Annotated in this window: 19 protein-coding genes and 1 riboswitch; of the genes, 11 read left to right on the top strand and 8 right to left on the bottom strand. The window is 71.6% G+C overall.

The features are described from left to right. Window positions 1-244: 244 nt before the first annotated feature. The 5 genes from ACZ4FV_RS33120 to ACZ4FV_RS33100 form a co-directional block, all read right to left on the bottom strand. Window positions 245-1366: an XdhC family protein gene (locus ACZ4FV_RS33120; protein WP_465323991.1), complete on the bottom strand. Its 1122-nt coding sequence runs from the start codon at window positions 1364-1366 to the stop codon at window positions 245-247. A gap of 37 nt (window positions 1367-1403) precedes the next feature. Further along, on the bottom strand, window positions 1404-2792 hold the full coding sequence (locus ACZ4FV_RS33115) for an NCS2 family permease (protein ID WP_402233313.1): 1389 nt from the start codon (window positions 2790-2792) through the stop codon (window positions 1404-1406). Window positions 2793-3156: 364 nt separating this feature from the next. Continuing rightward, window positions 3157-5523, bottom strand: coding sequence for a xanthine dehydrogenase subunit D (pucD, locus tag ACZ4FV_RS33110; protein ID WP_395863598.1), 2367 nt, complete (start codon window positions 5521-5523; stop codon window positions 3157-3159). 3 nt (window positions 5524-5526) lie between these two features. Further along, the gene (locus tag ACZ4FV_RS33105; RefSeq protein ID WP_402233192.1) at window positions 5527-6027 is read right to left on the bottom strand and encodes a (2Fe-2S)-binding protein; all 501 of its coding nucleotides are present in this window, start codon (window positions 6025-6027) and stop codon (window positions 5527-5529) included. Continuing rightward, window positions 6024-6908 (bottom strand): FAD binding domain-containing protein, encoded by an 885-nt coding sequence (locus tag ACZ4FV_RS33100; RefSeq protein WP_402233190.1) that lies wholly within the window; start codon window positions 6906-6908, stop codon window positions 6024-6026. Before ACZ4FV_RS33100 ends, ACZ4FV_RS33105 begins: the two co-directional genes overlap by 4 nt. A gap of 271 nt (window positions 6909-7179) precedes the next feature. Between ACZ4FV_RS33100 and ACZ4FV_RS33095 the strand changes: the two genes are divergently transcribed. Then, window positions 7180-8799, top strand: coding sequence for a PucR family transcriptional regulator (locus ACZ4FV_RS33095; RefSeq protein WP_465323990.1), 1620 nt, complete (start codon window positions 7180-7182; stop codon window positions 8797-8799). 132 nt (window positions 8800-8931) lie between these two features. On the opposite strand, the gene ACZ4FV_RS33090 is transcribed toward ACZ4FV_RS33095, so the two are convergent. Next, window positions 8932-9717: an SDR family NAD(P)-dependent oxidoreductase gene (locus tag ACZ4FV_RS33090; protein WP_465323989.1), complete on the bottom strand. Its 786-nt coding sequence runs from the start codon at window positions 9715-9717 to the stop codon at window positions 8932-8934. 157 nt (window positions 9718-9874) lie between these two features. Here ACZ4FV_RS33090 and ACZ4FV_RS33085 point away from each other — a divergent pair, with 157 nt between their 5' ends. From ACZ4FV_RS33085 to ACZ4FV_RS33070, 4 genes are all read left to right on the top strand, one after another. Beyond that, window positions 9875-11119, top strand: coding sequence for a Tm-1-like ATP-binding domain-containing protein (locus tag ACZ4FV_RS33085; protein ID WP_395863608.1), 1245 nt, complete (start codon window positions 9875-9877; stop codon window positions 11117-11119). 1 nt (window position 11120) lies between these two features. After that, the gene (locus ACZ4FV_RS33080; RefSeq protein WP_395863610.1) at window positions 11121-11945 is read left to right on the top strand and encodes a phosphoenolpyruvate hydrolase family protein; all 825 of its coding nucleotides are present in this window, start codon (window positions 11121-11123) and stop codon (window positions 11943-11945) included. Between the two features lie 143 nt (window positions 11946-12088). Continuing rightward, a complete protein-coding gene (locus ACZ4FV_RS33075; protein ID WP_395863612.1) occupies window positions 12089-12424 on the top strand; it encodes an EthD family reductase in 336 nt (111 codons plus the stop codon). A 221-nt stretch (window positions 12425-12645) separates the two neighbouring features. Continuing rightward, a riboswitch (cyclic di-AMP (ydaO/yuaA leader) is annotated at window positions 12646-12812 on the top strand. Continuing rightward, the gene (locus ACZ4FV_RS33070) at window positions 12813-13556 is read left to right on the top strand and encodes a transglycosylase family protein (RefSeq protein WP_402233177.1); all 744 of its coding nucleotides are present in this window, start codon (window positions 12813-12815) and stop codon (window positions 13554-13556) included. Between the two features lie 121 nt (window positions 13557-13677). Here the strand turns inward: ACZ4FV_RS33070 and ACZ4FV_RS33065 are convergent, their stop codons facing one another. After that, entirely contained in the window at window positions 13678-15033 is a 1356-nt protein-coding gene (locus ACZ4FV_RS33065) for a nucleobase:cation symporter-2 family protein (protein ID WP_395864063.1), read from the bottom strand. Between the two features lie 512 nt (window positions 15034-15545). Between ACZ4FV_RS33065 and ACZ4FV_RS33060 the strand changes: the two genes are divergently transcribed. From ACZ4FV_RS33060 to ACZ4FV_RS33040, 5 genes are all read left to right on the top strand, one after another. Then, entirely contained in the window at window positions 15546-16928 is a 1383-nt protein-coding gene (locus ACZ4FV_RS33060; protein WP_395863616.1) for a DUF6421 family protein, read from the top strand. An 87-nt stretch (window positions 16929-17015) separates the two neighbouring features. Continuing rightward, window positions 17016-17720 carry an SDR family NAD(P)-dependent oxidoreductase gene (locus ACZ4FV_RS33055; RefSeq protein WP_395863618.1) on the top strand — a complete coding sequence of 235 codons (705 nt, stop codon included), beginning with the start codon at window positions 17016-17018 and terminating at the stop codon, window positions 17718-17720. Then, a complete protein-coding gene (locus tag ACZ4FV_RS33050; RefSeq protein ID WP_395863620.1) occupies window positions 17702-18769 on the top strand; it encodes a threonine aldolase family protein in 1068 nt (355 codons plus the stop codon). Before ACZ4FV_RS33055 ends, ACZ4FV_RS33050 begins: the two co-directional genes overlap by 19 nt. 308 nt (window positions 18770-19077) lie before the next feature. Then, window positions 19078-20424 (top strand): carotenoid oxygenase family protein, encoded by a 1347-nt coding sequence (locus ACZ4FV_RS33045; RefSeq protein ID WP_465323988.1) that lies wholly within the window; start codon window positions 19078-19080, stop codon window positions 20422-20424. 140 nt (window positions 20425-20564) lie between these two features. Next, complete coding sequence (locus ACZ4FV_RS33040; protein ID WP_402233167.1) at window positions 20565-21314, top strand: hypothetical protein; 750 nt, start codon at window positions 20565-20567, stop codon at window positions 21312-21314. Between the two features lie 74 nt (window positions 21315-21388). Here the strand turns inward: ACZ4FV_RS33040 and ACZ4FV_RS33035 are convergent, their stop codons facing one another. Continuing rightward, a complete protein-coding gene (locus tag ACZ4FV_RS33035; protein ID WP_465323987.1) occupies window positions 21389-24745 on the bottom strand; it encodes a hypothetical protein in 3357 nt (1118 codons plus the stop codon). Between the two features lie 84 nt (window positions 24746-24829). On the opposite strand from ACZ4FV_RS33035, the gene ACZ4FV_RS33030 reads away from it, so the two are divergent. Then, window positions 24830-25519, top strand: a complete 690-nt coding sequence (locus ACZ4FV_RS33030) for a hypothetical protein (RefSeq protein WP_465323986.1) — start codon at window positions 24830-24832, stop codon at window positions 25517-25519. Window positions 25520-25538: the final 19 nt, after the last annotated feature.

Below are 25538 nucleotides of genomic sequence, written 5' to 3'. Positions count from 1 at the left end.
AAGGGTGGACGGCCGGGCAACGGTCGTGTTGGCCTGGCTGGTTCCACTATTCCGAGAGTTGCGTGGCTCGCGCGGGCAACAGCGGAATTGGGGGCCTCATTCGCCGGCGGGCTGTTGGGGTGATGGGTGGCCTCAAGCGCCGGCCGGGCTGTTGGGGTGCCTGGTCGGGTTGGGAGGTGGCCTCGGGTTTCGGCCGGGCTGGGGGGTGTCGGTTGGGTTGGAGGGGGCGGCCGGGGGTGGGGGTTCAGGCGGCCTTGGGGTGGATGGGGCCTGTGGCTGTGCGTAGGGGGAGGCCGGTGGCGGCGTGGTGGGTGGCTATCACCTCGGCGAAGATCGACAGGGCTGTCTCCTCCGGGGTTCGGGCGCCCAGGTCCAGGCCGATGGGGGAGTGGAGGGCGGCCAACTCCCTTTCGGTGAGCGTGGTTTCGCGGAGGCGGGTGAGGCGGGCCTCGTGGGTGCGGCGGGAGCCCATCGCGCCGACGTAGGCCAGGTCCAGGCGCAGCGCGAGGTCGAGGAGGGGGATGTCGAACTTCGGGTCGTGGGTGAGCACCGTGACCACCGTGCGTCGGTCCAGGGACGGCGCGATCGAGGCCAGGTGGCGGTGCGGCCAGTCCACGACGACCTCGTCCGCCTCCGGGAAGCGCCGCCGCGTCGCGAACACCTCGCGGGCGTCGCACACCGTCACGTGGTAGCCGAGCAGCTTGCCCATCCGGGCCACCGCCGCCGCGAAGTCGATCGCGCCGTAGACCAGGAGACGGGGCGGCGGGGTGCGGCTCTCGACGAAGACGGTGATGTCGTCCGGGCCCGCCTCCGGGCACGGGCGGCCGTCCGGACGCAGCGTCGACAAGCCGGTGCGGCCCGCGTTCAGCATGGCCCGGGCCGTGTCGATCACCGACGCGTCCAGCGCGGGATCGGCGCCGTACGTACCGATCACCTCCGCGTCGGCGATCACCGTGATCACCGCGCCGAGCAGCTCGGCCGGCCCGGCCACGACCTGGGCCGCGGCGACCGGGATGTCCCGCTCGGCCGCGGCCAACGCCGCCTCCACGGCGGCGTCGCCGCCGGGTCGAACGAACACGTCCAGCACTCCGCCGCAGGTGAGCCCCACGGCGAAGGCGTCCTCGTCGCTGTAGCCGAAGCGCTGGAGCACCGGGGTCCCGCTGTCCAGCGCCTCGCGGCACAGCTCGTACACCGCACCCTCCACGCACCCGCCCGAGACGCTGCCGACCACCGTGCCGTCGGCGGCCACCGCGAGCGCCGCACCCGGGGGGCGGGGCGCGCTCCCGCTGACGCGGACCACGGTGGCCAGGGCGTATGGCGTTCCCGCACGTCGCCATGCCGCGATTTCGGTCCCGAGGTCGAGCATCGACGTCTCCTGGGTTGTGGGTGGCGCGGTCGGTGCGTCAGCTGACGCCCAACCACTCCTTGATCGGATGCAGGGCGAAGAACACGAGGAACGCCAGGGTGAGGACCCACATCAGCGGGCCGATGTCGCGGAACTTGCCCTGGGCGGCCTTGATCAGGGTGTAGACGATCACGCCGGCGCCGACGCCCGCGGTGATCGAGTACGTGAACGGCATCAGCACGATGGTCAGGAACGCCGGGATCGCCGCCGCCTTGTCGTCCCAGTCGATGTGCTTGACCTGGGTGATCATCATCGAGCCGATCACCACGAGGGCCGCGGCCGCGACCTGGTCCGGGACCACGCCGGCGATCGGTGTGAAGAACAACATCAGGCCGAAGATGCCGCCGGTGACCACGCTGGACAGACCCGTGCGCGCGCCGTCGCCGACGCCGGTGGCCGACTCGATGAACACCGTCTGACCGGACGAGCTGGTCACGCCACCGATGACGCCCCCCGCGCCGTCGATGGCCAGCGCCTTGGACAGGCCGGGCATCCGACCCTTGTCGTCCACGAGCTTGGCCTCGTTGCCGATCCCGATGATGGTCGCCATCGCGTCGAAGAAGCCCGCGAAGACCAGGGTGAACACCAGGACGGAGGCGGTGATCCCGCCCGCCTCGGCGAAGCCGCCGAACACGCTCACGTCACCGAACAGCCCGAAGTCGGGCGCGTCGACCACCTTGTCCGGCAGGTTCGGGACGCCACCGCCCCAGGTCTTGTCGGATATGTCGACGACCGCGTTGACCACCATCGCCAGCAGCGTGCCGAACACCAGGCCGATCAGGATCGCGCCGCGGATGTTGCGGGCCATCAGCAGGAAGATGCTGATCACCGTGACCGCGAAGATCAGTACCGGCCAGCCGGCCAGCTCCCCGGCCGGGCCGAGCGTGACCGGCGGTCCGCCCGGCGCGGCGTTCTCGGTGACCACGCCGGCCTTGTTCAGGCCGATCATCGCGATGAACAGCCCGATGCCGATGGTGATCGCGTGCTTGAGCGCCATCGGGATGGCGTTCATGATCCGCTCGCGCAGACCCGAGACGACCATCAACATGATGATCAGGCCGTAGATGACGCACAGGCCCATCGCCTGCGGCCAGGTCATCTCGGCGGCCACCTGACTGCCCACCACGCCGGCCACCGACAGACCCGCGGCGAGCGCGAGCGGCACGTTGCCGATCAGGCCCATCGCGACCGTGGTGATGAACGCCGCCAGCGCGGTCATCGTGGTGATCTGCGCGGGGTCGAGTTGATGCCCCTTGACGTCCTTGCCACCGAGCAGAATCGGGTTGAGCAGCAGGATGTACGCCATCGCCATGAACGTGGTGAGGCCGCCGCGCAGTTCGCGGCCCACCGAGCTGCCGCGAGCGCTGATCCTGAAGTACTTGTCCAATGCGCCCGAGCCGCCCGAGCCGCCCGAGCCGCCCGAGCCGGTCGGGGGCGACGGGTCGCCGGTGAGGGTCGTCCCGGATCCGTGTGGCGGATGCGGGGGATTTTCGCCGGGTTCCGTCGGAACCGAGGTCTGAGCCACTTCCCACTCCCAAGTGTCTTAGGTGTTGTTGGGGTGGAGCCGGTCGCCGCGTCGGGGCTGCCCGACCGCTTCGGGCAGGCGAATGCGACGACTTTTCTGCGTGGGGGCGCGTCCGTTCGACGACACGGCGATCGGCCGTGCGGAGTCAGGCCGGTCCGGCCCCGGGGAGGCGTCTGCGCCGCCGCCGGGGCCGTACTACGGTCTTGAAACCAGAACTGACGGTGTCTCAGGTCCCGGTGAGATGTTCCGGCCGAACCGGTACCCGGTTCAGCGCGAGGCCGGTCGCCGCGCGGATCGCCGCGACGATCGCCGGTGTCGAGGAGAGGGTGGGCGCCTCGCCGGCCCCGCGCAGCCCGTACGGCGCGTTGGGGTCGGCCAGTTCGAGCACGTCCACCGGCATCGGCGGGGTGTCGAGAATGGTGGGGATCAGGTAGTCCGTGAACGAGGGGTTTTGGACCTTGCCGTCCCTGACGATGATCTCCTCCATCACCGCCAGGCCCAATCCCTGGGTGCTGCCGCCGTGGATCTGGCCGACCACGGCGAGCGGGTTGATCGCCTTGCCGACGTCCTGCGCCGCGGCCAGCTCGATCACCTTGACCAGACCCAGTTCCACGTCCACGTCCACCACCGCGCGGTGCGCGCAGAAGGTGTACTGGACGTGCCCGAAGCCCTGCCCGGTGACCTTGTCGAACGCCTCGGTCGGCCGGTGGTGGAACACGGTGGTCTCGTCCACCGGCTCGTCGCCGAGCAGTTCGGCCAGGTCGGCGACGACCTCGCCGGCGGCGTTGACCACCTTGCCGCCGGACAGCCGCAGGCCCGCCGTGGACGCGGGCGCCCAGCCGTGCCGAGCCCGACCGCGGGCGAGCACCGCGGCGCGCACCGTCTCGGCTGCCAGCTTGACCGCGCCGCCGGTCATGTACGTCTGTCGGGACGCGGACGTCGAACCCGCCGAGCCCACCCGGGTGTCCGCCGGCGCGATGGTCACCTGGTCCACGCCCAGCTCGGTACGCACGATCTGCGCGTGCACGGTGACCCCGCCCTGGCCGACCTCGGCCATCGCGGTGTGCACCAGCGCGACCGGCGCGCCGTTGATCACCTCCAACCGGACCCGGGCCGTCGAGTAGTCGTCGAAGCCCTCGGAGAAGCCGACGTTCTTGATGCCGACCGCGTAGCCGACCCCGCGCACCACGCCCTCGCCGTGCGTGGTGTTGGACAGTCCGCCGGGCAGCTCGCGTACATCCGGGCCGTCGGCCGTGCGCCAGTTCTCCACCTCGGGCAGCGGCATCTCCTTGACCCGCCGGAGCAGATCGGCGACCGGCGCGGGGGCGTCCACGGTCTGCCCGGTGGGCAGCACCGAGCCCTGCTCCATCGCATTCAACCGGCGCAACTCGACTGGATCCAGGCCCAGTTCCTCGGCCAGTCGGTCCATCTGCGTCTCGTAGCCGAAGCACATCTGCACCGCGCCGAAACCGCGCATCGCGCCACACGGCGGATTGTTGGTGTACACCGCCGTCGAGTCGACCACCGCGTTGGGGATCACGTACGGCCCGATGCCCAGCGAGGCCGCGTTGCCGACCACGGCGGGTGAGGCGGACGCGTAGGCGCCGCCGTCCAGGACGATCTCGGCCTTGACGAAGACCAGCCTGCCGTCCCGGGTGGCGCCGTGCTCGAACACCATCGTCGCGGGATGGCGGTGCACGTGGCCGAAGAAGGACTCCTCGCGGTTGTACACGATCTTGACCGGCTTGCCGGTGTGCTGCGCGAGCAGGCACGCGTGCACCTGCATCGAGATGTCCTCGCGCCCGCCGAACGCGCCGCCGACGCCGGCCAGGGTGAGCCTGACCTTCTCCGGCGGCAGGCCCAGCACCGGGCACATCTGCTGCTGGTCCACGTGCAGCCACTGGGTGGCGATGTACAGGTCGATGCCACCGTCCTCGGCGGGCACCGCGAGACCGGACTCCGGGCCCAGGAACGCCTGGTCCTGCATGCCGACCTCGTACTCGCCGCGCACGATCACGTCCGCGAGCGCGCGCACCTCGGCCGAATCGCCGTCGCCGTGGTGGATGTGCTGGCTGTGCACGATGTTGCCGAAGGCGTGCGCCTTGTAGTCGGCCGGTGCGTGAACATAGCCGAACCGTTCCGGATCCAACGCCTCGACCGGGCCGATCGAGGGCAGCACGTCGTACTCGACCACGATCTTGGCGACCGCGCGGCGCGCGGTCTCGGGGTGGTCGGCCGCGACGATCACGATCGGCTCGCCGTGGAAGCGCACCTCGTCGATCGCCAGCACGGGCTGGTCCTGGATCTCCAGGCCGTAGTACTTGGCGCCGGGGATGTCCTCGTGCGTGAGCACCGCGTACACACCCGGCTGGGCGAGTGCGCCGGACACGTCCACCGACAGGATCCGGGCCCGGGCGTGCGGACTGCGCAGGGCCGTGCCCCACAACATGTCCTCGTGCCACAGGTCCGAGGAGTAGGCGAAGTCGCCCTTGACCTTGAGGATGCCGTCCGGGCGCAGCGGCGAGGCGCCGATGCCGTCCCGGCCGTGTGCGGTCACGTCCTGGAGGTTCTTCGGCTTGGTCAGACCGGCCATGGCTCAGCCCTCCGCTACGGTCGAGGCCGCGTCGCGGGCGTCGGCCTTGCGGGCGGCGGCGAGGCGGACCGCGTCCATGATCTTCTCGTAGCCCGTACAGCGGCACAGGTTGCCCGAGAGCGCCTCGCGGATCTCCGCGTCGGAGGGGTGGTGCGCCCGGTTCAGCAGGTCGTGCGTCTGGACCAGCAACCCCGGCGTACAGAACCCGCACTGCACGGCGCCCGCGTCCACGAACGCCTGCTGGACCGGGTCCAGGGTGTCGCCGTCGGCCAGGCCCTCGACGGTGCCGACCTCGCGGTCCTGCACCTGGCCGGCCGCGACCAGACACGAACAGACCGGGTCGCCGTCGAGATAGACCGTGCAGGAGCCGCATTCGCCCTGTTCGCACGCGTTCTTCGAGCCGGGCAGGCCGACCCGTTCGCGCAGCACGTACAGCAGGCTCTCGCCCTCCCATACGTCGTCCGCCTCGGTCGGGCGGCCGTTCACGGTGAATGTGACCTTCATGCGGCGGCCCTCCCGGTGGTGCGGTGGTCGTTCCAGGTCCAGATCAGCGTGCGCCGGGCCATCACGGCCAGCGCGTGTCGCCGGTACGCGGCCGAACCGCGCACGTCGTCGATCGGCGCCGCGGCCTGCGCGACCAGTTCGCCGAAGCGCTTGGCGGTGGCCACGGGCAGCTCGGCGCCGGAGGCCCACAGGCCGGTGTCCTCGAGCTCGGCGCGGATGAACGCCTCGGCCTCGGTCGCCCGCCGCGGGGTGGGTGCGGCCGAGCCGATCCCGGTGCGCACGTCGCGGGCCCGCGGATGCAGCGCGACCGCGAACGAGCAGACCGCGATCACCATCGCGTTGCGGGTGCCGATCTTGGCGAACTGCTGCGGCCCGGTCGCGGACGGGATGTGGATCGCCCGGATCAGTTCGTCCGGCTCCAGCGCGTTGCGCTTTACCCCGAGATAGAAGTCGTCGATCGGGATCAGCCGGGTGCCGCGCACCGAGGCCGCCTCGACGGTCGCCCCGGACGCGAGCAGCGGCGGGTGCGCGTCTCCCGCGGGCGAGGCGCCACCGAGGTTGCCGCCGACCGAGCCCCGGTTGCGGATCTGTGGTGACCCGACCGTGCGCGCGCCCAGCGACAGGCCCGGAAGCCGGTCGTGCAGCGAGTCGATGATCTTCGCGTACGGCACGGAGGCGCCGAGACGCACGGTGTCGTCCTTCTCGATCTGCCAGGTGTGCAGCTCGTGGATACGGTTGAGATCCAACAGGGCTTCCGGACGATGCCGATCGAAGTTCAGTTCGACCATCACGTCGGTGCCACCGGCGATCGGGACCGCGGACGGGTGCTGCGCCTTGACGGCGAGCGCCTCCTCCCACGTCGCGGGCCGCAGGAATTCCATGACGGGTGTCTCCTTCTGCCTTGCGTATGGCCCTACCGTCCTTGTACCCGTCGCGGGGGGCGCTTCGCTTCGGGTTGTGTGGATCGGAGGGTGCGCACCAGTACACCGAGACGAGGGTCACTGTGAGTACCCACCAAAGACATGACCCAGGCGTGTCAAGCGGGCGTTGTTCCCGTACTTTTCTCCAAGTGTTCGTCCGCTTGTCGAACCGGTATGACGGATCCGCCGCGTGTGCCGAGGCCACGCAGGCTCGATCGAGAGGGGGCCGTCGATGCGATTGCGCGCGCTTCTCGGCGACGGAACAGCCGGTACCGGCATACCCGGGATCCGGCTGTTGGTGGGGCAAGGGGAGCTGGACCGGGCGGTGCGGGCCGTGATGACCACCGACCTGCACGACCCCAGCCGGTACCTGACGGCCGGGGCCCTGGTGCTGACCGGTATGGGCTGGCGCTCGAATCCGGAGGACTCGGAGCGCTTCGTCCGGGTGCTGACCGGGGGCGGGGCCACCGCGCTGGCCGCCGGGCAGGCCGAGATCGGCGACATCCCGGCGGATCTGGTGCTGGCCTGCGAGCGGCACCACCTGCCGTTGTTCGCGGTCGAGGAGGAGCTCTCCTTCGCGCATCTGACCGAGTTCGTGATCCGCCGGATCTCCGCCGAACGGGCCGGCGACCTGACCGCGGTGGTCGACCGGCACCGGCGCCTGGTCCAGGCCGCCGCCGGCGGCGCGGGGCTGGACGGGGTGCTCGGGCTGATCGCGGCCGATATCGACATCCACTGCTGGGTGCTCTCGCTGACCGGGCGCCAGGCCGCCGCCGGCGGGCCGGACCTGGCGCCGGGGTTGCGGGTCAAGATGGCCCGCGCGCACTTCGCCGCCCGCGAGCGCAAGGCCAGGGTGCCGTTCCGCTATCGCGTGGACGGGCGCTCGTTCTCGCTGCTTCCGGTGCCCGAGGCGGGCGGCTCGGCCGACCTGGACGCGTGGGGCGACTGGTTCCTCGCGGTCGAGGACGACGTCACCGACTGGCCGGACCGCCACCAGACGCTGCTGGGCGAGCTGGTCCGGCTGGTGTCGGTGGGCCGGGATCGGGTCGAGGATCAGCGTCGGCGCACCCGACGGTTGTCCGAGGACGTGCTCAACCTGCTCGCGGCCGGTGCCGATCCGGTCGAGGTGGCCGCGCGGCTGCGGGCCGCCGAACCGGACGACTCCGGCGAGACCTGCTGGCAGTTCGCCACCGCCACCATCCCCGACCTGCCCTCACGCGACGCGCAGCGGCTGGCCCGGGTGCTGCTGGAGGAGGCGTTGGCGGATCAACCGAGCGCCGCCCTGGTGTCGGCGACCGGGCCGGGCGCGGTGGCGCTGATCCCCGGCGAGCCTCCGCGGGACCAGGAGGGCGGCGAACCCGACCCCACCACGCGGCTGCTGCGCGAGCGGCTGGCCGCGCTGGAGGGGCCCATCGCGAGCGGCGTACGCGTGCACATCGGGGTGAGCGCGCGGGTGGCCCGCGCCGACGGGCTGCGCGGCGCGCTGGAGGAGGCCTGGCACGCGGGCCGGATCGCGGCCACCAGGTCCGGCCGGGTCGAGGTGGTCGGGCATGCCGAACTCGCGTCGCACGTCGCGCTGTTGGCCGCGGTGCCGGAGGACGTGCGGCGGGCGTTCCGCGGGCGCCTGCTGGAGCCGCTGCGCGCGTACGACGCGAGCCATCAGGCCGATCTGGTCGGCACGTTGGAGGTGTTCCTGGACTGCGACGGGTCCTGGACGCGGTGCGCGGCGCGGCTGCACGTACACGTGAACACGCTGCGCTATCGGATCGGCCGGATCGAGGAGTTGACCGGGCGTCAGTTGGCCCGGCTGGAGGACAAGGTGGACTTCTTCCTGGCGCTCAAGCTGCGCTGAGCGGGTCCGGGACGCCGCCGCGTGCCGGCGGTGGGCCGCGGAGAAGCGCGCGGCGCGCCCTCGACCGGCCGCGACGCGCTCTCGACCGGCCCGCGCCGGGCCGACCGCGCGGCCGGTGTGCGCCGTGGTGGGTCAGCCGAAGGACACGCCCGACGTGACCGGGGTGACCGTGCCGGTGATCGCCTTGGCCCCGGGTGAGGACAGGAACGCGACCGCGTCCGCGATGTCCTCGGGCAGGGTGATCCGGCGCAGCGCCGACGACTTGGTCATCTCGGCGCGCACCTCGGCCTCGGGTACCTGTCGGCGGGCCGCGATGTCGGCGATGTACGCGGCCAGCTTGGCGTTCTCGGTGTAGCCCGCGACCACCACGTTCACCCGCACGCCGTCCGGCCCGACCTCCTTGGCCAGCACGCCGGAGGCGACCTCCATCGCGCCCTTGGTCGCCGCGTACGCGCCCAGGTTCACCAGCTTCGCGCGCGGCGCCTCCGAGCTGATCTGCACGATCGAGCCCCCGCCGACCGCGCGCATGTACGGCAGCGCGGCGCGCGAGACGGCCAGTACGCCCAGCACGTTGATCTCGAACGCCCGCCGGAACTCCGCCGGATCCAGGTCCTCCAGCCGCCCCGAGGGGTTGTAGGTGGCGACGTTGACCACCACGTCGACCCGGCCCAACTCCCGGGCCGCGGTGTCCACCAGCGCCCGGCACTCGGCCTGGTCGGCCAGATCGGTGGGTATCGCGAGCACCCGACGGCCGGTCAGCCCGCCGATCTCCTCGGCGAGTCGGCGCAGCGGCTCGGGTCGGCGCGCGGCCAGCGCCAGATCCGCGCCGTCCCGGGCCAGGGCGATCGCGCAGGCGCGCCCGATGCCGTCGCCGGCTCCCGCGACGATTGCGACCCGTGCGTCCGGTTCCTCCGCCATCGATACCTCCGTGACGTGCCAAAACTTCGTAACTCGCCACCCGTCCTACCGCACGGTGCTTTCAATCGCCATGATCATCCGGTTGGGTTACTGTGCGCGGCCGTTTGCCGCCGAAGAGTCAACCCGGCCAGCCGTACCGACACCACCGGAGGCACCGATGCCCACCGTCGTACTGATCGGAACGCTCGACACCAAGGGATCCGAATACGCGTGGCTGGCCTACCGGCTGCGGGCTCGGGGAGCCGAGGTGGTCCTGATGAACGTGGGTGTGCTGGGCGAGTCGCTCGCCCAGGCCGACGTGCAGGCATCGGACGTCGCGGCGGCGGCCGGCACCGATCTGGCCGACCTGCGCACCCGCGCGGACCGGGGCGCGGCCACCGCCGCGATGGCCGAGGGCGCCGCGTCCATCCTGCGTGAGTTGTTCGACCAGGGCCGGGTGGACGGTGTGCTCGCGATGGGCGGCTCGGGCGGGTCGGCGATCGCCTCCTACGCGATGCGCGCGCTGCCGGTCGGTGTACCCAAGCTGCTGGTCTCCACGATGGCCGCGGGCGACGTGTCGCCCTACGTCGGCGCGGTGGACGTCACGATGATGTACAGCGTCGTGGACATCGCCGGGATAAACCGGCTCTCCGAGCGGATCCTGGGCAACGCGGCGGACGCGATCGCGGGCATGGCGGGCGGCTACGCCGAGGATCGCGCGGCGGTGGCGGGGGTGAGCGGCGAGGGCCGTCCGCTGGTCGCCGCGTCGATGTTCGGGGTGACCACGCCGGCCGTGGACGCCGCGCGCGAGCGGCTCACCGAGCTGGGCTACGAGGTGCTGGTCTTCCACGCCACGGGCGCCGGCGGCACCTCGATGGAGAACCTGGCCGAGGCGGGCTTCCTGGCCGGGATCCTCGACCTGACCACCACCGAGCTGGCCGACGACCTGGTGGGCGGGGTGCTGAGCGCGGGCCCCGAACGGCTGACCGCGGCCGGGCGGATGGGGCTGCCGCAGGTGGTCAGCGTGGGTGCGCTGGACATGGTCAACTTCGGCCCGCGCGACACCGTGCCCGAGCGGTTCGAGGAGCGGAAGCTGTACGTGCACAACCCGACGGTGACGCTGATGCGCACCACGCCGGCGGAGAACGCCGAGCTGGGTCGGCGGATCGCCGCGAAACTGATCGCCGCGACCGGTCCCACCGCCCTCTACCTGCCACTGCGCGGGGTCTCGGCGATCGACGTCGAGGGCGCGCCCTTCTACGATTCCGTCGCCGACAAGGCGCTGTTCGACGAGTTGCGGTCCGGACTCGCGGGCAGTGCCGTCGAGTTGCACGAGGCGGCGACGGACATCAACGATCCGGCGTTCGCCACGGCGGCGGCGGATCGACTGCACGAGATGATCACGAAGGGACGTGTGGACTGAGATGGACGGACGCGAGGCGCGGGGCCGACTGCACAGGACGGTCGGGCAGGGCGGCGTCGTGATCGGCGCGGGCGCGGGCACCGGATTGTCGGCCAAGTGCGCCGAGGCCGGCGGCGTGGACCTGATCATCATCTACAACTCCGGCCGCTACCGGATGGCCGGCCGCGGCTCGCTGGCCGGGCTGCTGCCGTACGGCGACGCCAACGCGATCGTGGTCGAGATGGCCGGCGAGGTGCTGCCGGTGGTGCACGGTACTCCGGTGCTGGCCGGGGTGTGCGGCACGGATCCGTTCCGGATCATGCCGCACTTCCTGGACCAGCTCGCCGCGATGGGCTTCGCGGGCGTGCAGAACTTCCCCACGGTCGGCCTGTTCGACGGTGTCTTCCGGCAGAACCTGGAGGAGACCGGCATGGGCTACGACCTGGAGGTGGAGATGATCCGGCTGGCCGCCGAGCGCGGCCTGCTCACCGCGCCCTACGTCTTCGACCCGGAGCAGGCCCGCGCGATGGCCGCGGCCGGCGCGGACGTCCTGGTCCCGCACCTGGGGCTGACCACCAAGGGCAGCATCGGCGCGAGCACCGCGGTCTCGCTCGACGAGGCGGTGGAGCGGGTGCAGCGCATGCGCGACGCGGCGGCGGAGGTGAACCCGGACGTGCTGGTGTTGTGTCACGGCGGGCCGATCGCCGAGCCCGAGGATGCCGCGTACGTGCTGGCGCACACCACCGGCGTGGTGGGCTTCTTCGGCGCCTCCAGCATGGAACGGCTGCCGACCGAGACGGCCATCACCGAGCAGGCGCGGGCGTTCAAGGCGATCGGAGCCCGGTAGGCGCCGCGCCGTACGAATCCGGGCAGCACGTGCCGGGCGCCGGGCGGTACCGGTGGGACGCACAGGGCGTCCCACGTCGGAGGCGGGAAGCACAGGGCGCCACCGGCAGGAGACACATCCACCACGACCGCGAGGAGTCGCGTGTGTACAAGCTGACCGTGCTGTATGGCCACCCCGAGGACCCGGCGGCGTTCGACGCCTATTACTGGGAGAAGCACGTCCCGCTCGCCCGCACGATGCCGGGATTGACCGGCTGGACCATCGGCAAGTGCGATCCGGACCCCTCCGGCGCGCAGCCGCCCTATTACCTGGTGGTCGGGTTGTACGCGCCGACTCGCGCGGGTCTCCAGGCGACCCTGGATTCGCCCGAGGGCCGGGCCACGGTGGCCGATGTCGCCAATTTCGCGACCGGCGGCGCGACGTTCCTTTGGGACGAGGAGCGGGTAGTCGTACCTGTGGAGCTGCCCGCGACGGAATAGCCCGACGGTGAAGCACGGGTGACCACGCGGCCGCGCACCGTGGACGCCGGCGCCGTGACCTGCGAGGATGGCGACATATCGGGCAAATCGGTGTTATTCCTGCTTATGGGGCACCTCACAAAGCGCCCGAAATGTTTGCCAACCCGGCGGCCCGGTGCGTAGCTTCGTGGTTGTTCGCACAAGCGGACTCCCCGGGCGGTACGCCGAATCCTGCCGCCGCCCGAGGGAAGCAGTCGATATCGACTGGCGGCAGGAGCGGGGGAACCAAGTGAGTGCCGGCATCGGCAATGTCGATGCCGTGGGGTGAAGCCATGCCTGTTTTCAGGCGAGGCCGGGCCAATCGTCCGAACCCGACAGCTAACTTCGTAGGCGCCCGACGAGGTAATCAATGACCTTCCGTGCCATCACCGCTCCCGTTCGCTCGCTCTCTCGTGGCCGTCGCGCCGGCATCGCCGTCGCCGCCGGTGCGGGTCTCGTCCTTCCCCTCGTGGGCATGGCGGGCAGCGCGAACGCGGCGTCCTCGTCCACGTGGGACGCGGTCGCGCAGTGCGAGAGCACCGGGAATTGGAGCATCAACACGGGCAACGGCTTCTCCGGCGGTCTGCAGTTCACCCCGAGCACCTGGAACGCCTTCGGCGGCGGCGAGTACGCGGCCAGTGCCGCGCAGGCGAGCAAGGCACAGCAGATCGCGGTCGCCGAGCGCGTGCTGGCCGCGCAGGGCCCCGGCGCCTGGCCGGTCTGTTCGCAGAAGGCCGGTCTGGCCAAGGGCGGCAACGCGTCCGCCACGGCCGAGTCCTCGACCACCGGCAAGACCAAGGCCCAGGACGCGCCGAAGGCCGCGGCCAAGGCCGAGTCGGCGACCGAGACCGCACCGCGCAACTCCGGCGCCGATGCGCCGAAGGTCCGGGTGCAGCCGAAGCAGGACGTCGCCGCGCAGGACGCGTCGAAGTCGGCCGCGAGCAAGCAGGCTTCGGGCTCCGGCAGCTACACCGTCAAGGCCGGTGACACGCTCTCCTCCGTCGCCGCCAAGCTCGGCGTCAAGGGTGGCTACCAGGCCCTGTACAGCGCCAACTCGGGTGTCATCGGTGACAACCCGAACGTGATCAGCGTGGGCACCAAGCTCTCCGTCTGACACACGAACGGCAACACGTGGGCCCCGTCGAGTACTTCGGCGGGGCCCACGCCCATGTCCGGTCGGTGGTGATCGAAACGGGATGTCGATTGGCCGTGTTGCCGCTCGCTTCGTCGATCGATCAGGCCCGGCTGGGCAGTTCGGCGGGTTCGGTGGACCGGGTGGGGGCGGGGATCGCCGGTTCGTCGGCCGCTTCGCCGGACGCGGATCCGGTGTGGTTGAGCAGCAGGTTGAGTACGACCGCGATGATCGAGCCGGCCGAGATGCCGGACTCGGCGATCATCGCGACCTTGTCCGGGAACGCGTGGTAGAAGTCCGGGAACGCGATCGGGAAGACGCCGAAGGCCAGGGCCACCGCCACGATCAGCGCGTTGGGTCCGGTGTCGAGGTCGGCCTTGCCCAGGGTGCGGATGCCGGCCACCGCGACGGTGCCGAACAGCACCACGCCGGCGCCGCCGAGGACCGGCTGCGGGACGAGCGCGACCAGGCCGCCGACGATCGGCATCAAGCCCATCAGGACCAGGAATCCGCCGCACACCGCGACCACGAACCGGCTGCGGATGCGGGTCAGCGCGACCAGGCCGATGTTCTGTGCGAAGGCCGTGCACGCGAAGCCGTTGAACACCCCGCCGAGCGCGGTGGCCAGGCCGTCGGCGCGCAGGCCGCCGGCTATCGTCCGGTCGTCGGCGGGTTTGTCCACCACCTCGCCCAGCGCGATGATGTCGGCCGTCGACTCGGTCATGCAGACGATCATCACCACGAGCATGGACACGGTCACCGACACGTCGAACTGCGGCGCGCCGAAGGCGAACGGCTGCGGGACCTCGAAGACGGCCAGGTCGCCCAGGGCGCCGCCGTCCACCTTGTCGAACGGGATGGCCAGCAGGGTGCCGAAGAGCAGGCCGAGCAGGATCGCGATGCGCTGCAGGAAACCGGTCAGCACCCGGTGCAGGACCAGGATCGCGACCAGCGTCGCCGCGGCGAGCCCGAGGTTGGTCGTCGAGCCGTAGTCGGCCGCCTTGCTGTCGCCGCCCTGCGACCAGTTCCCGGCGACCGGCAGCAGGGACACCCCGATCAAGGTGATCACCGTGCCGCTGACCACCGGCGGGAAGAAGCGGATCAGTCGACAGAAGACCGGCGCGAGCAGGAAGCAGAACACGCCCGAGACGATCGTCGCGCCGAAGATCACCGGCAGTGTCGCGTCCTGCTTGGCCGCGGCCACCGCCAGGATCGGCGAGACCACCGCGAAGGTGACGCCGTTGACGAACGGCAGTCGGGAGCCGATCCGCCAGAAGCCGAGCGTCTGCAGCAGCGTGGCGAGCCCGGCGATCAACAGGCTCGCCCCCAGCAGCGTGGTCAGCTCCGCGGTGGACAGGCCCAGCGCCCCGCCGATGATCAGCGGTGGCGCGGCGACCCCGGCGTACATCGTGGCCACGTGTTGCAGGGCGCCGGCCAGCATGCGCCCCGGCGGCAGCATCTCGTCCACGGGGTGCACGGGCGACGCCCCGGTCCCCGGTGACGCCCCGGCGGTGGCATCGCCCGGCGATCGTGCCGCGCCCGCGGTCTTCCTGGTGGTTCTCCAGCCCATGATCGGCGCCTCCACATCGGATGCCGTCGTAGGACGGCCCGGCCCATTGGACGTACTGGATCGCAGGATCGGGCAGTGGGAGTGGATGCGGATCCGGGGCGTTCCCCTGCCGAGTATTTCGCTATGCGGAATCAATATTCCGTTGATCAGAAAGAGACTGTAGGGACGGGCCGGATCGGCGGTCAATAGGCACAGGCGTCGGCGGTTCGGGCCGGTCACATCTTGTGGCTTCCTCCGAACGCGGCGTCGATCTTCGGAAGGCGGCTGGATGGCATTCTCAACTTATTCGGGCAAAACGTACCAGCGACGATAAGATTGCGTTTGGAACGCCCTTGCGGCGTTAAATTCTTTTGACATAGGTTCTTCTGACCGTGGTTCCTGCTTTCTCCTGAGAGGGTTCCATGTCGAACATGACCCGCGTAGCCGTCCGTACCGCCGTAGACCACCCGCTGTGGCCCGTGCTCAAGGAAGCCGTCGCCGACCTGCGTCCGTTGCAGGCCAAGGACGGTTCGATCGAGCCGTCCGAGCACGCGTCCGCCCGGGCGCTGGTCGCCGACATCACGTCGGCGGTCACCGGGCTCGCACCGCTGTTCCCGCACGACGAGGCGTACCTGGAAGCGGTCGTCGCCGACTTCGCCCGCTGGGCGGCGGATGGCTTCGGCCGTCCCGACTTCCTGGACTCGCTCGTCGCGTTCCGCCCGGAGCAGGCTCGGCGCGACGGTCTGGAGCACCTGGTGGTGTTCCCGATGACCACCCAGAACGGCAATCCCAACCGCAACGTCGAGGCCGTGCTGCTGCGGGTGGTGTGGCCGCAGTGGCTGGCCGCGCTGGAGGCCGAGCGCTACGACAACGCGATGTTCGTGCCGGTCGCGTTCGTCGACTTCACCGCCGGCTACGACACCGACTCGGCGGTGCTCTTCCCGGAGACGGTGGCCGTGCGCGAGGTGCCCAGGTTCACCTGGGGCGGCATCTTCTGCGACCGCGAGGCGGCCCGCTTCCGTCGGGTCGCGGCTGCCGCCGCACACAGCCTCGATCTCGAACTTCCGTCGGAAGCAGCGGAGTTGGTGGAGAACCAGCAGCTCGCGCAGGACGCCTTCGTGTTGTGGGACCTGATTCACGACCGCACCCACATGCGCGGCCACATGCCGTTCGACCCGTTCATGATCAAGCAGCGGATGCCGTTCTGGATGTACGCGCTGGAGGAACTGCGCTGCGACCTGACCGCGTTCCGCGAGGCGGTCGCGCTGGCCGGCGAGGGCGTGGCGACCGCGCGTTCGGTGCAGTACGCGGTGATCTTCGACCGGCTGTTCCGCTTCCCGGTCACCGGGGGCCGGGTGCGCAACTACGACGGCTTGGGCGGGCAACTGCTGTTCGCCTACCTGCACCGCGCGGGTGTGCTCGAGTGGGCGGACAACCGGCTGACGGTGGACTGGGACCGGATCACCGAAGCGGTGCTCGGGCTGTACGAAGAGGTGGACCAGCTCTACCGCGAGGGTGTGGACCGGCCGAAGGTCGGCCACTGGCTGGCCGGCTACGCGTTGGTCGCCAAGTACGTGTCCCCGCACCCCGGTTCGGTGTGGGCCAAGGGCACTTCCGCGCTGCCGATGGACGGGCCGCCGAAGGCGCTCGTGGACGCGGTGTTGCCCGACGAGTTCCCGCTGAGCATGTTCTACGAGGCGCTGAACCGGCGGCTGCGCGACGTGATCGCGTCCACCCGCGGGATCACCGCGGACAGCCCGGTGGAGCGCCTGGCGGAGGACGAGGACGCGGCCGCGGCGTCGTGAACGCCGCCGCGAGGATCCGTGGTGAGCGGTTCGGCGACACCGGGACGAACAGTGGACAGTGAACGGCAGGGTGAACGAGGAGTGGGCGTGACGAAGGGTCTCGACGGCGCGGTGATCGCGGTCGCCGGCGCGGGTGGGCCGACCGGGCGGGCCGTGCTCGCGCGGCTGGCCGGCGCCGGGGCGCACGTGTACGGCGCGGACGCGGACGCCGGGCGATTGCACGAGAGCGTGGAGGCCGCGCCCGGTACGCACGGCGCGGTGGTGGACCTGCTCGACCCGGCCGCCACGCGCCGGTGGGCGGACGACGTCGAGCGCGAGCACGGGCGGGTGGACGGCCTGGTGCACCTGGTCGGGGGGTGGCGCGGCGGCAAGCGGTTCGCCGACAACTCGCTCGAGGACTGGGCGCTGCTGCACGACCTGCTCGTGCGTACCGTGCAACACACCAGCCTGGCCTTCCACGAAGCACTCGCGCGCAGCCCGCGCGGGCGGTTCGTGCTGGTCTCCGCCGCTGCGGCCGGGCAGCCCACCCAGGGCAACGCGGGCTACGCGGCGGCCAAGGCGGCCGCGGAGACCTGGACGCTCGCGCTGGCCGACGCGTTCGCCGAGTCCGACGCGGCGGCCACCATCCTGGTGGTCAAGGCGCTCGTGAACGACGCGATGCGGCAGGCTCGACCCAACGCCAAGTTCGCCGGATTCACCGACGTGGCCGATCTCGCCGTCGAGATCGCCGGTCTGTGGAACACCCCGGCCATCGATCTGAACGGGAAACGACTGTGCCTGAACGTCCCCTGACCCCGCGTCACGACCCCGACACGCGCGGCTTCGCCAGCGACAACTACGCGGGCATCCACCCCGAGGTGCTGGCCGCGATCGGCATCGCCAACGGGGGTCACCAGGTCTCGTACGGCGAGGATGTCTACACCGAGCACCTCACCGAGGTCTTTCGCGCGCATTTCGGCGAACGAGCCCAGGTGTTCCCGGTGTTCAACGGCACCGGCGCCAACGTGGTCGGTCTCCAGGCGATGACCGACCGCTGGGAGTCGGTGATCTGCGCCGCGTCCGCGCACATCAACGTGGACGAGTGCGGTGCGCCGGAGAAGGTGGCCGGTCTCAAGCTGCTCGCCGTGGACACGCCGGACGGCAAGCTCACCCCCGAACTCGTGGACACCCACGCGTGGGGTTGGGGCGACCAGCACCGCGCGCAACCGCGGGTGGTCTCCTTCGCGGAGAGCACCGAACTGGGCACGGTCTACACGCCGGACGAGATCGCCGCGCTGGTCGCGCACGCGCACGAGCACGGCATGCTCGCGCACCTGGACGGCTCGCGGCTGGCCAACGCCGCCGCCGCGCTGGACGTGCCGCTGCGCGCGCTGAGCACGGACGTCGGCGTGGACGTGCTGTCCTTCGGCGGCACCAAGAGCGGCCTGATGTTCGGCGAGGCCGTGGTCGTGCTCAACCCCGACGCGGCGCGCGGTGTCGGGTACCTGCGCAAGGCCGCGATGCAACTCGGGTCGAAGATGCGGTTCATGTCGGTGCAGTTCGAGGCGCTGCTCGCGGGCGACCTGTGGCTGCGCAACGCACGGCACTCGAACGCGATGGCCGCCCTGCTCGCCGAGCGGGTCGCCGACCTCGACGGCGTGACGCTGACCCGCACGCCGCAGGCGAACGCGGTGTTCGCGGTGCTGCCGGCGGATGTCACCGAGCGGATGCAGAAGCGGTTCCGGTTCTACACGTGGGACGAGTCGATCGGTGAGGTGCGCTGGATGACGGCGTTCGACACCACCGAGGGCGACATCGACGCGTTCGCGACCGCGCTCGCCGAGGAGTTGGGCGCGCGGTAGGCGATCCGCGCGAAGGACCGGCGGGCCGGGGCTCTAGAGCCCCGGCCCGCTTTTTTGATCTCGGCGCGCGTCCGCTCGCGGAAGCGGGCCCGAGGGCCGGCGGGCGTGCCGGAGGTCACGAGTGCGTCCTTGGATCGAGCGTGCTCGGATCCGGTGCGCGATCAATCATAACAAATGTGATGATATATAACTTTCGAGACTGCCCGTAATAGGCTGCGGCGGCGCCGCCGCGAGGCGCTCGGCGTGGTGTGGATGGTCCATCGTTGTCGTTCCGAGTCGTCCGAGTCGTTCGACGGGGAGAACCGATCATGAGCATCCGAAAGCCCTACCTCAGCGGCCACTTCGCACCCGTGGTCGACGAGATCACCGGGTACGACCTCGCGGTGCGGGGCACGCTTCCACCGGAGTTGAACGGCCGGTACATCCGCAACGGGCACAACCCCAGGCCCGGCGACGTGCCCGGCCACTGGTTCCGCGGCAGCGGCATGCTGCACGGGATACGGCTGCGCGAGGGGCGCGCCGAGTGGTACCGCAACCGCTGGGTGCGCACTCCCGCGCCGGCCGGCGCGCCGCTCGTGCGCGAGGACGGCACCGCGGACCCGACCGCGAGCATCGCCGGTACCCACATCGTCGAGCACGGTGGCCGGTTGCTCGCGCTCCAGGAGGGCGACCTCCCGTTCGAGGTCACCCGCGAGTTGCACACGGTCGGCCCGTACGACTTCGCCGGTCGGCTGACCACCGGGATGACCGCGCACCCGAAGCGGGATCCGGTCACCGGCGAGTTGCACTTCTTCGGCTGCTCGCCGTTCCCGCCGTACCTGACCTACTACGTCGCGTCGGCCCCGGGGCGGATCACCCGGGCCGAGGTGATCCCCGGTGCGGGGCCCTCGTTCATGCACGACTTCGGTCTGACCGAGCATCACGTCGTCTGGCTGGACCTGCCGGTGGTGTTCAATCCGGCCGAGCGCTCCGGCATCCCGTACCGCTGGAGCGACTCGTACGCGCCGCGGATCGGCGTGCTGCCGCGTACCGGGCCCGCCTCGGTGACCTGGTTCGACGTGCGGGCCGGCGCGCTGTTGCACGTGGAGAACGCCTACCAGGACTCGCGTGGACGGATCGTGCTCGAAGGGCCACGATTCGACCGGTCCTCGTGGGAGAGCAGTTGGAAGTGGTGGGTGGGCGCGCCCGGACACCCGGACACGCCGCTGATCGGCGCGGTCCGGCACCGCTGGATCCTGGACCCGGTCTCGGGGGTGTCCGGCGAGGAGGACCTCGACGAACTGGTTACCGATTTCCCGACCATCGACGCCCGCAGGCTGGGCCGCCCGCATCGCTTCGGCTACGCGATCGCCTTTCCCGGCGGCGGACTGCACGAGCACGCGATCGTCAAGTACGACGGGGCCACCGGGGAGCGGCGGATCGCCGGCCTGGGGCCCGACCGGATGCCCGGCGAGGCGGTGTTCGTACCCGCCGAGAACGGCACCGCCGAGGACGACGGGTACCTGCTCACGATCGTCGGCGATCTGTCCGGGCAAACCTCGGAATTGCTGGTGCTGGACGCCGGGGACATCACCGCGGCACCGCTCGCGGTCGTGCGACTGCCGCGCCGCGTCCCGGCCGGCATGCACGGTTCGTGGTTCCCCGATCACACCTGACACCCGGCCCGCGCCGCGAGGTGCCGGGCGCCGCTGCGCGCGAGGCGCGACGTACCGGCGGGCTTGATCGGCGTGCCCTACAGTCCGAGCAGGTCGTCCGCGTGGACGGCCGGATCACCGGGTGGGGGAGTGGAGTTCGGGTGAGTGCGGCCAAAGGTTTGGGAGCGTTGCTGCTGGTCGGGACGACGGTGTTGGGCATCGTCCTGTACTTCGTCAACGACACGTCGTTGACCGATCTGTTGTCGCTGGGCGCCGGAGCGCTGTGTCTGTTCTGGCTGATCGCGGTGCTGACCGTGCCCTGGAACCTGTACTTCCGGGCCCGGCAGTTGATCCGGGAGATCGCGATCAGCCGGGAGAAGGGCCTCGCGGTCCCGGAGGCGCGCGACCCGGAGGCGCGCCGGATCGCCCGCCGGTTGTTGTGGGGAGTGATCGGCGCGCACGTCGTCTCGGCCGGGGTGATCGCGGTGATCACCTGGGCGTCCGGTGGTGTGGTGGGCTACTGGTTCGCCGGGTTCTATCTGCTCAGCACCATGTTCCGGCCCAGCCAGGCGTACCTGGAGCACCTCGGGCAGCGGCTGCGGAGCATGCTGCGCGAGGTGACCCACCCGCGTGAGGACGTGCTCGCGCTGATCGACCGGGTGGCCACACTGGAGAGCAAGGTCGAGAGCCTCGACGAGCGCACCAGGGAACTGACCGAGACGGTGGCGCAGTTGCGCACCGCCACCGAGCAGGACGCCGAGCGGGCAACCGAGCGGCATCACGCGACCGACCGCAAGATCGACGCTCTCGGCCGCCGATTCGAGGACACCGTGAGCCGGTTGACGGACAACCAGGAAGTGATCTCCGGTATCAAGGCGTTCCTGCGCCTGCTGCGCACCGAACAGAGCTGATCGGCCCGTTCGGCCGCGGCATCGGTCGGCGGTCGGGGCCTGTCGCCCCGATCGCCCGGCGGGGGACGGCAGTTTCAGGTCGACGTGGTGCGCACCGCCAGTGCGCTCTCGCGTACGTCCGGGTCCGGGTGTGCGCGCAGTTCGCGCAGCAGCGCGCGCCACTCGGCCGGCCACCCGGCCCGTACGCCGAGCGCGCGGGCCAGTTCGCAGCCGAACAACCCGGCCGCCGGCGCCGGACACGCGGCGAGATCGCGCGCGGCGGCCGTCAGCGCGATGGCATCGATCGGTGCGCCGGCCCGGCCGAGGCGATCGCGCAGCACGCCGGCCGCGCGGATCGCGGGCAGCGCCCGGCCGGCGCACAGTTCCACCAGATCGGTGAAGCCGGCCTCGACCGCGTCGCCGGACAGCGGCAGGACCGACGCGGTCAACGTCGCCGCCTCGATCCGCAACTCCGGGACGCCCGCCAGCGCGGCCCGCACCGGCCGCAGTACCGGCGCCGATTCGGCCGGTGCGCGGACCGCCCACGCACGCGCCTGGTCGAGCAGTACCGTCAACCGTCGTCGGGCCGGGCGGTCCTGCTCCGGCTCGGCGTTCGGCGCGTCCGGTGCGCTGTCCGACACGATCAGCGTGGTGATCACGTCGAGGTAGGTCTTCGGTGCGACGCCGTCCGTGGTGAAGGTGTGCAGCGCGTCGGCCGCCTCGCGCCACCCGATCGGGTCGGCCGGGTCCAGGACCGCGCGGGCGATCGCGACGACTCCGTCGGGCGAATACCGGGCCCAGCGCGGGAAGGCCCGATAGGCGGCCCGCCGCACCTCGGTGTCCGCGCTCGCGCAGGCCGTGCCGATCAACTCCGCGTACCGGGCCCGCCAGGCCGGCGCGAGGGCGGCCGGCGGCCGGGCCACGATCGCCTGGGCCGCCTCCCGGGGACCCTCGATTCCGGCCCGCAGCACCGTCCACGAACGTTCGTCGTCCAGCCGGGTGGTCAACCGGTGCAGGATCGCGCCGCGCACGTCCCGATGCTGATCCGGCGCCGACCACGCGTGTGCCAACATCTCCACCGCGCCGGGCAGCGCCTCGCGCACCACGACCCGGGCCGCCTCCTTGCGCGAGGTCACCTTGGCCGGCCCGAACAGCACCTTCCGCAGCGCCGGTTCGAGCACACTCGGCGGCACGTACCGCGCGGCGCGCGACATCGAGTACGCCGCGACCCGGGCCCGATCGTCGCCCACGTGCGCGAGCAGGATCGGCAACGCCGCGCCGGGGTCGTCGGTATGGGTGAGACCACTCAGCGCGGCCTCCATCAACGGCACCTCGGTGGCGGTCAGATACCGCAGCACCGCGGGACGGCCGAACCCGGGCACCCGGGCCAGCCGACGGATCGCGTGCACTCGGGTGTCGACGTGCTGGCGCACGTCGTCGGCGAGTTCGACCAGCCGCGCCGCGTAGGCCCGCCGCTGCCTGGGCAACAGCCGCGCCATGGTGTCGAACGGCAGGTACGGGATCCAGCGCACCCCACGCGTGGCGAAGCGACCACGCAACGTGCGGCCGTCGAGGTAGCCGTCGAGCAGGTCGGTGCGGCGATAGGCGAGCGCGTGCAGGACCACCGGCAGGGTCGGCGTCGACTCGTCCCACTCGACCAACTCGGCGACCCGCTCGGCGCGCCGACGCGGGTCGGCCAACCACAGCCCGATCGCGGTACCCGCGACGGCGTCCGAGTCGGCGCGGGTGGCCAGGCGCAGGATCTCCTGCAACGGCTCCAGCGCCCACGCCCGCCGGTCCAGGGTGCCGGCGAGGGCGAACGCGAGCCAGTGCTCACCCCGGGCCACCTGTGCCCGGATCCACGGCAACAGCGCCTCCAGGATCTCCCGTTCGCGACCGCGACGCAGGTCGTCGGCGAGGCCGGCCAGTCGGACCACGCCCGACCGGCCCGCCACCCGCTCGAAGGTGGTCAGAGCCCACCCGGTCAACTCCGGTGCGCCGCCCACGACATGCTGGGTCAGCAGGCGTGCGGCCAGGTCGGTCAAGGCCGATCGGGTCCGGTACGAGGTGTCCCGCGCCTCCAGGGTGTCCCGTACCAGGTCGGTGAGCACGCCCACCACCTCCGCGTCGAACAGGCCCGGATGCGCCTCGGCGATCGCGAACAACGCCGCGCCGCGCACCGGGTCCTGCTCGTTCCGCAGCCGGGTCAGCGAGCGCAGTACCGCGCCGAACTGCTCGGGGTCGCCGGTCCGGGCCGCGCACGCGATCAGTCGCCGATACCCCTCGGCCCGGGCGCCGGCGTCGGGAAGTCGCGTGTTCGCGTCGAGTTCGGCGTGCGCCTCGGCGAGCGGCAGGAAGGCGAGCAACGGCAGGCGGCGCGGCTCGTCGGCCGCGATCGAGGCGAGTGCGAGCATCCGGCGCGCCTCGGCGTGCCGACGCGCGTGCGGGAGCACGTCGAGCAGGGCGCCGCTCGGCATGTCCCGACTCCGGTCCCGGTCGGCGTGCACGGCGTCGAGGAACCCGGCGCGCCGGCTCGGCGCCATCGCCTTGAGCAGGCGGATGGTGACCGCCTCGTCGGTGCGCACCGCGCGACCGAGCGCGATCAGTTCGGCGGAGTCGGGCCCGGTGTCGACGAGTCGGCGCAGCGCGCTCACGCTCACCCCGGACAGGGTCCGGCCGCGCCGCTCGGAGGCGGCGAGCAGGCGCAGCACCCGGTCCCGATCCGCGGTGACGAACGGCTGGATGCCGCCGACGAACGCCCACGGCAGCGGCCCGTGGGTGGGGTGACGCTCGATCAGGTCCAGCACCCGATGCGGGAATCGCTGACCGGCCGCGATCACGCCGCGACCGTGGTTCGTCCACCACGCGTCCCGGTCGGAGACGGGGAGGTCGGCCAGCAGGCGCTCCGCGTTGTCGAGGCCGAGTGCCGGATACCGGCGCAGGAAGGCGTCCCGGACCCGGTCGATGTGCCCGAGCACGCCGACGTACTCGGCCGCCACGGTCGGACCGCACGCCGGCAGCACCCGGGCCGCCTCGGCAGGTCCGCGGATCGTGAGCACCTCGGCGATGACGCGATCCGCCAACGCGGTGCGCCGGCCCGCGCGGATGGCGCGGTAGATCGAGTCGCGCAGCACGGAGGGGGCGTCGTCCAGCAACGCGGCCAACGCGTCGTCGGGCACCGGCAGCGAACGGGTCGCGCTCACCGCGCGGCGGGCCAACGCGAGATCGGGATCCCGAGTGGCCCGCAGCACGTGCTCGACATCGCCCGCGACGATCGCCATGGTCAACGCGACTCCGCGCTCGTAGCCACCCTGTCCGGCCAACACGGCCAGTGTCGCGGCCAGTTCGGCGGACCCGCGAAGCTGCCGGGCGACGCGGGCGATCTCCCGCACGCGTTCGCGGTGGGGCAGCGCGTCCAGGGTGGCGATGAGTTCTTCGGCTCGCGTCGGCATGCGGGCCATTATGCGGATCCCGGCGCCCGGTCCGGGTACCGATTAATCCCGGTGCCGCCCGTCGCCACCTGCGAGGATGGGGCGGTGCACGCGCCGACCGAAGCCACCGAGACCGACCACGCCCGCCACTTTGGCAGGGCCGGCCGGGCCTTCCCCGCCGATCTCGCCGGGGTGTTCGAGACGCACGTCACGGTGCGCACCGACGACGTGGACGGGCTGGCCCGTCGGGCCGGCGCGTACGGCGTGGGGTTGACCCACATCGTGCTCGCGCGCGGGCACACGGTGTCCCAGCCGATGGTGACCGAGCGGGCGACCACGACCCTGGCCCGGGCCCGCGAGCGGGCCGGCGAACTCGCCGCGGCACTGCGCCGGGACGGGTATCCGGTGACCCGGACCAAGATCGAGGCGGCGCCGTGGCATCCCGGCGTCCCGGCCGGCGACGCGCAGGCGCGGGCGCTCGGGCCCGGGCTGTACTTCGAGCATCACCTCAAGCTCGTGCTCGCCGAGGACGCCGACCTGGCCGCGTTGGCCGCCGAGGTGGTCGGGCACGGTGCGCACCTGTCGCACAACGCGCGTCGGACCCGGGCGCACGGGCGGTCCGAACGGTTCGTCACGCAGCGCTGCCACGGGATGGGCGACGAGGCCGCCGCGCGCGCGATGGCGGACCTGGTGGCCGCGCTGGCCGGATACGAGATCGCCTCGGTGGAACGCGAGTTCGTCGTGTACGACGACAACGGCGCACTGGACGACGGCTGGCTCGACGGCGACGGCTGACGACCGGGCCCCGGCCCGA

Source organism: Embleya sp. NPDC025285 (genome assembly GCF_055558835.1).
The sequence above is the reverse complement of the archived record's forward strand: the minus strand, read 5'-3'. Positions and strand labels throughout refer to the sequence as shown.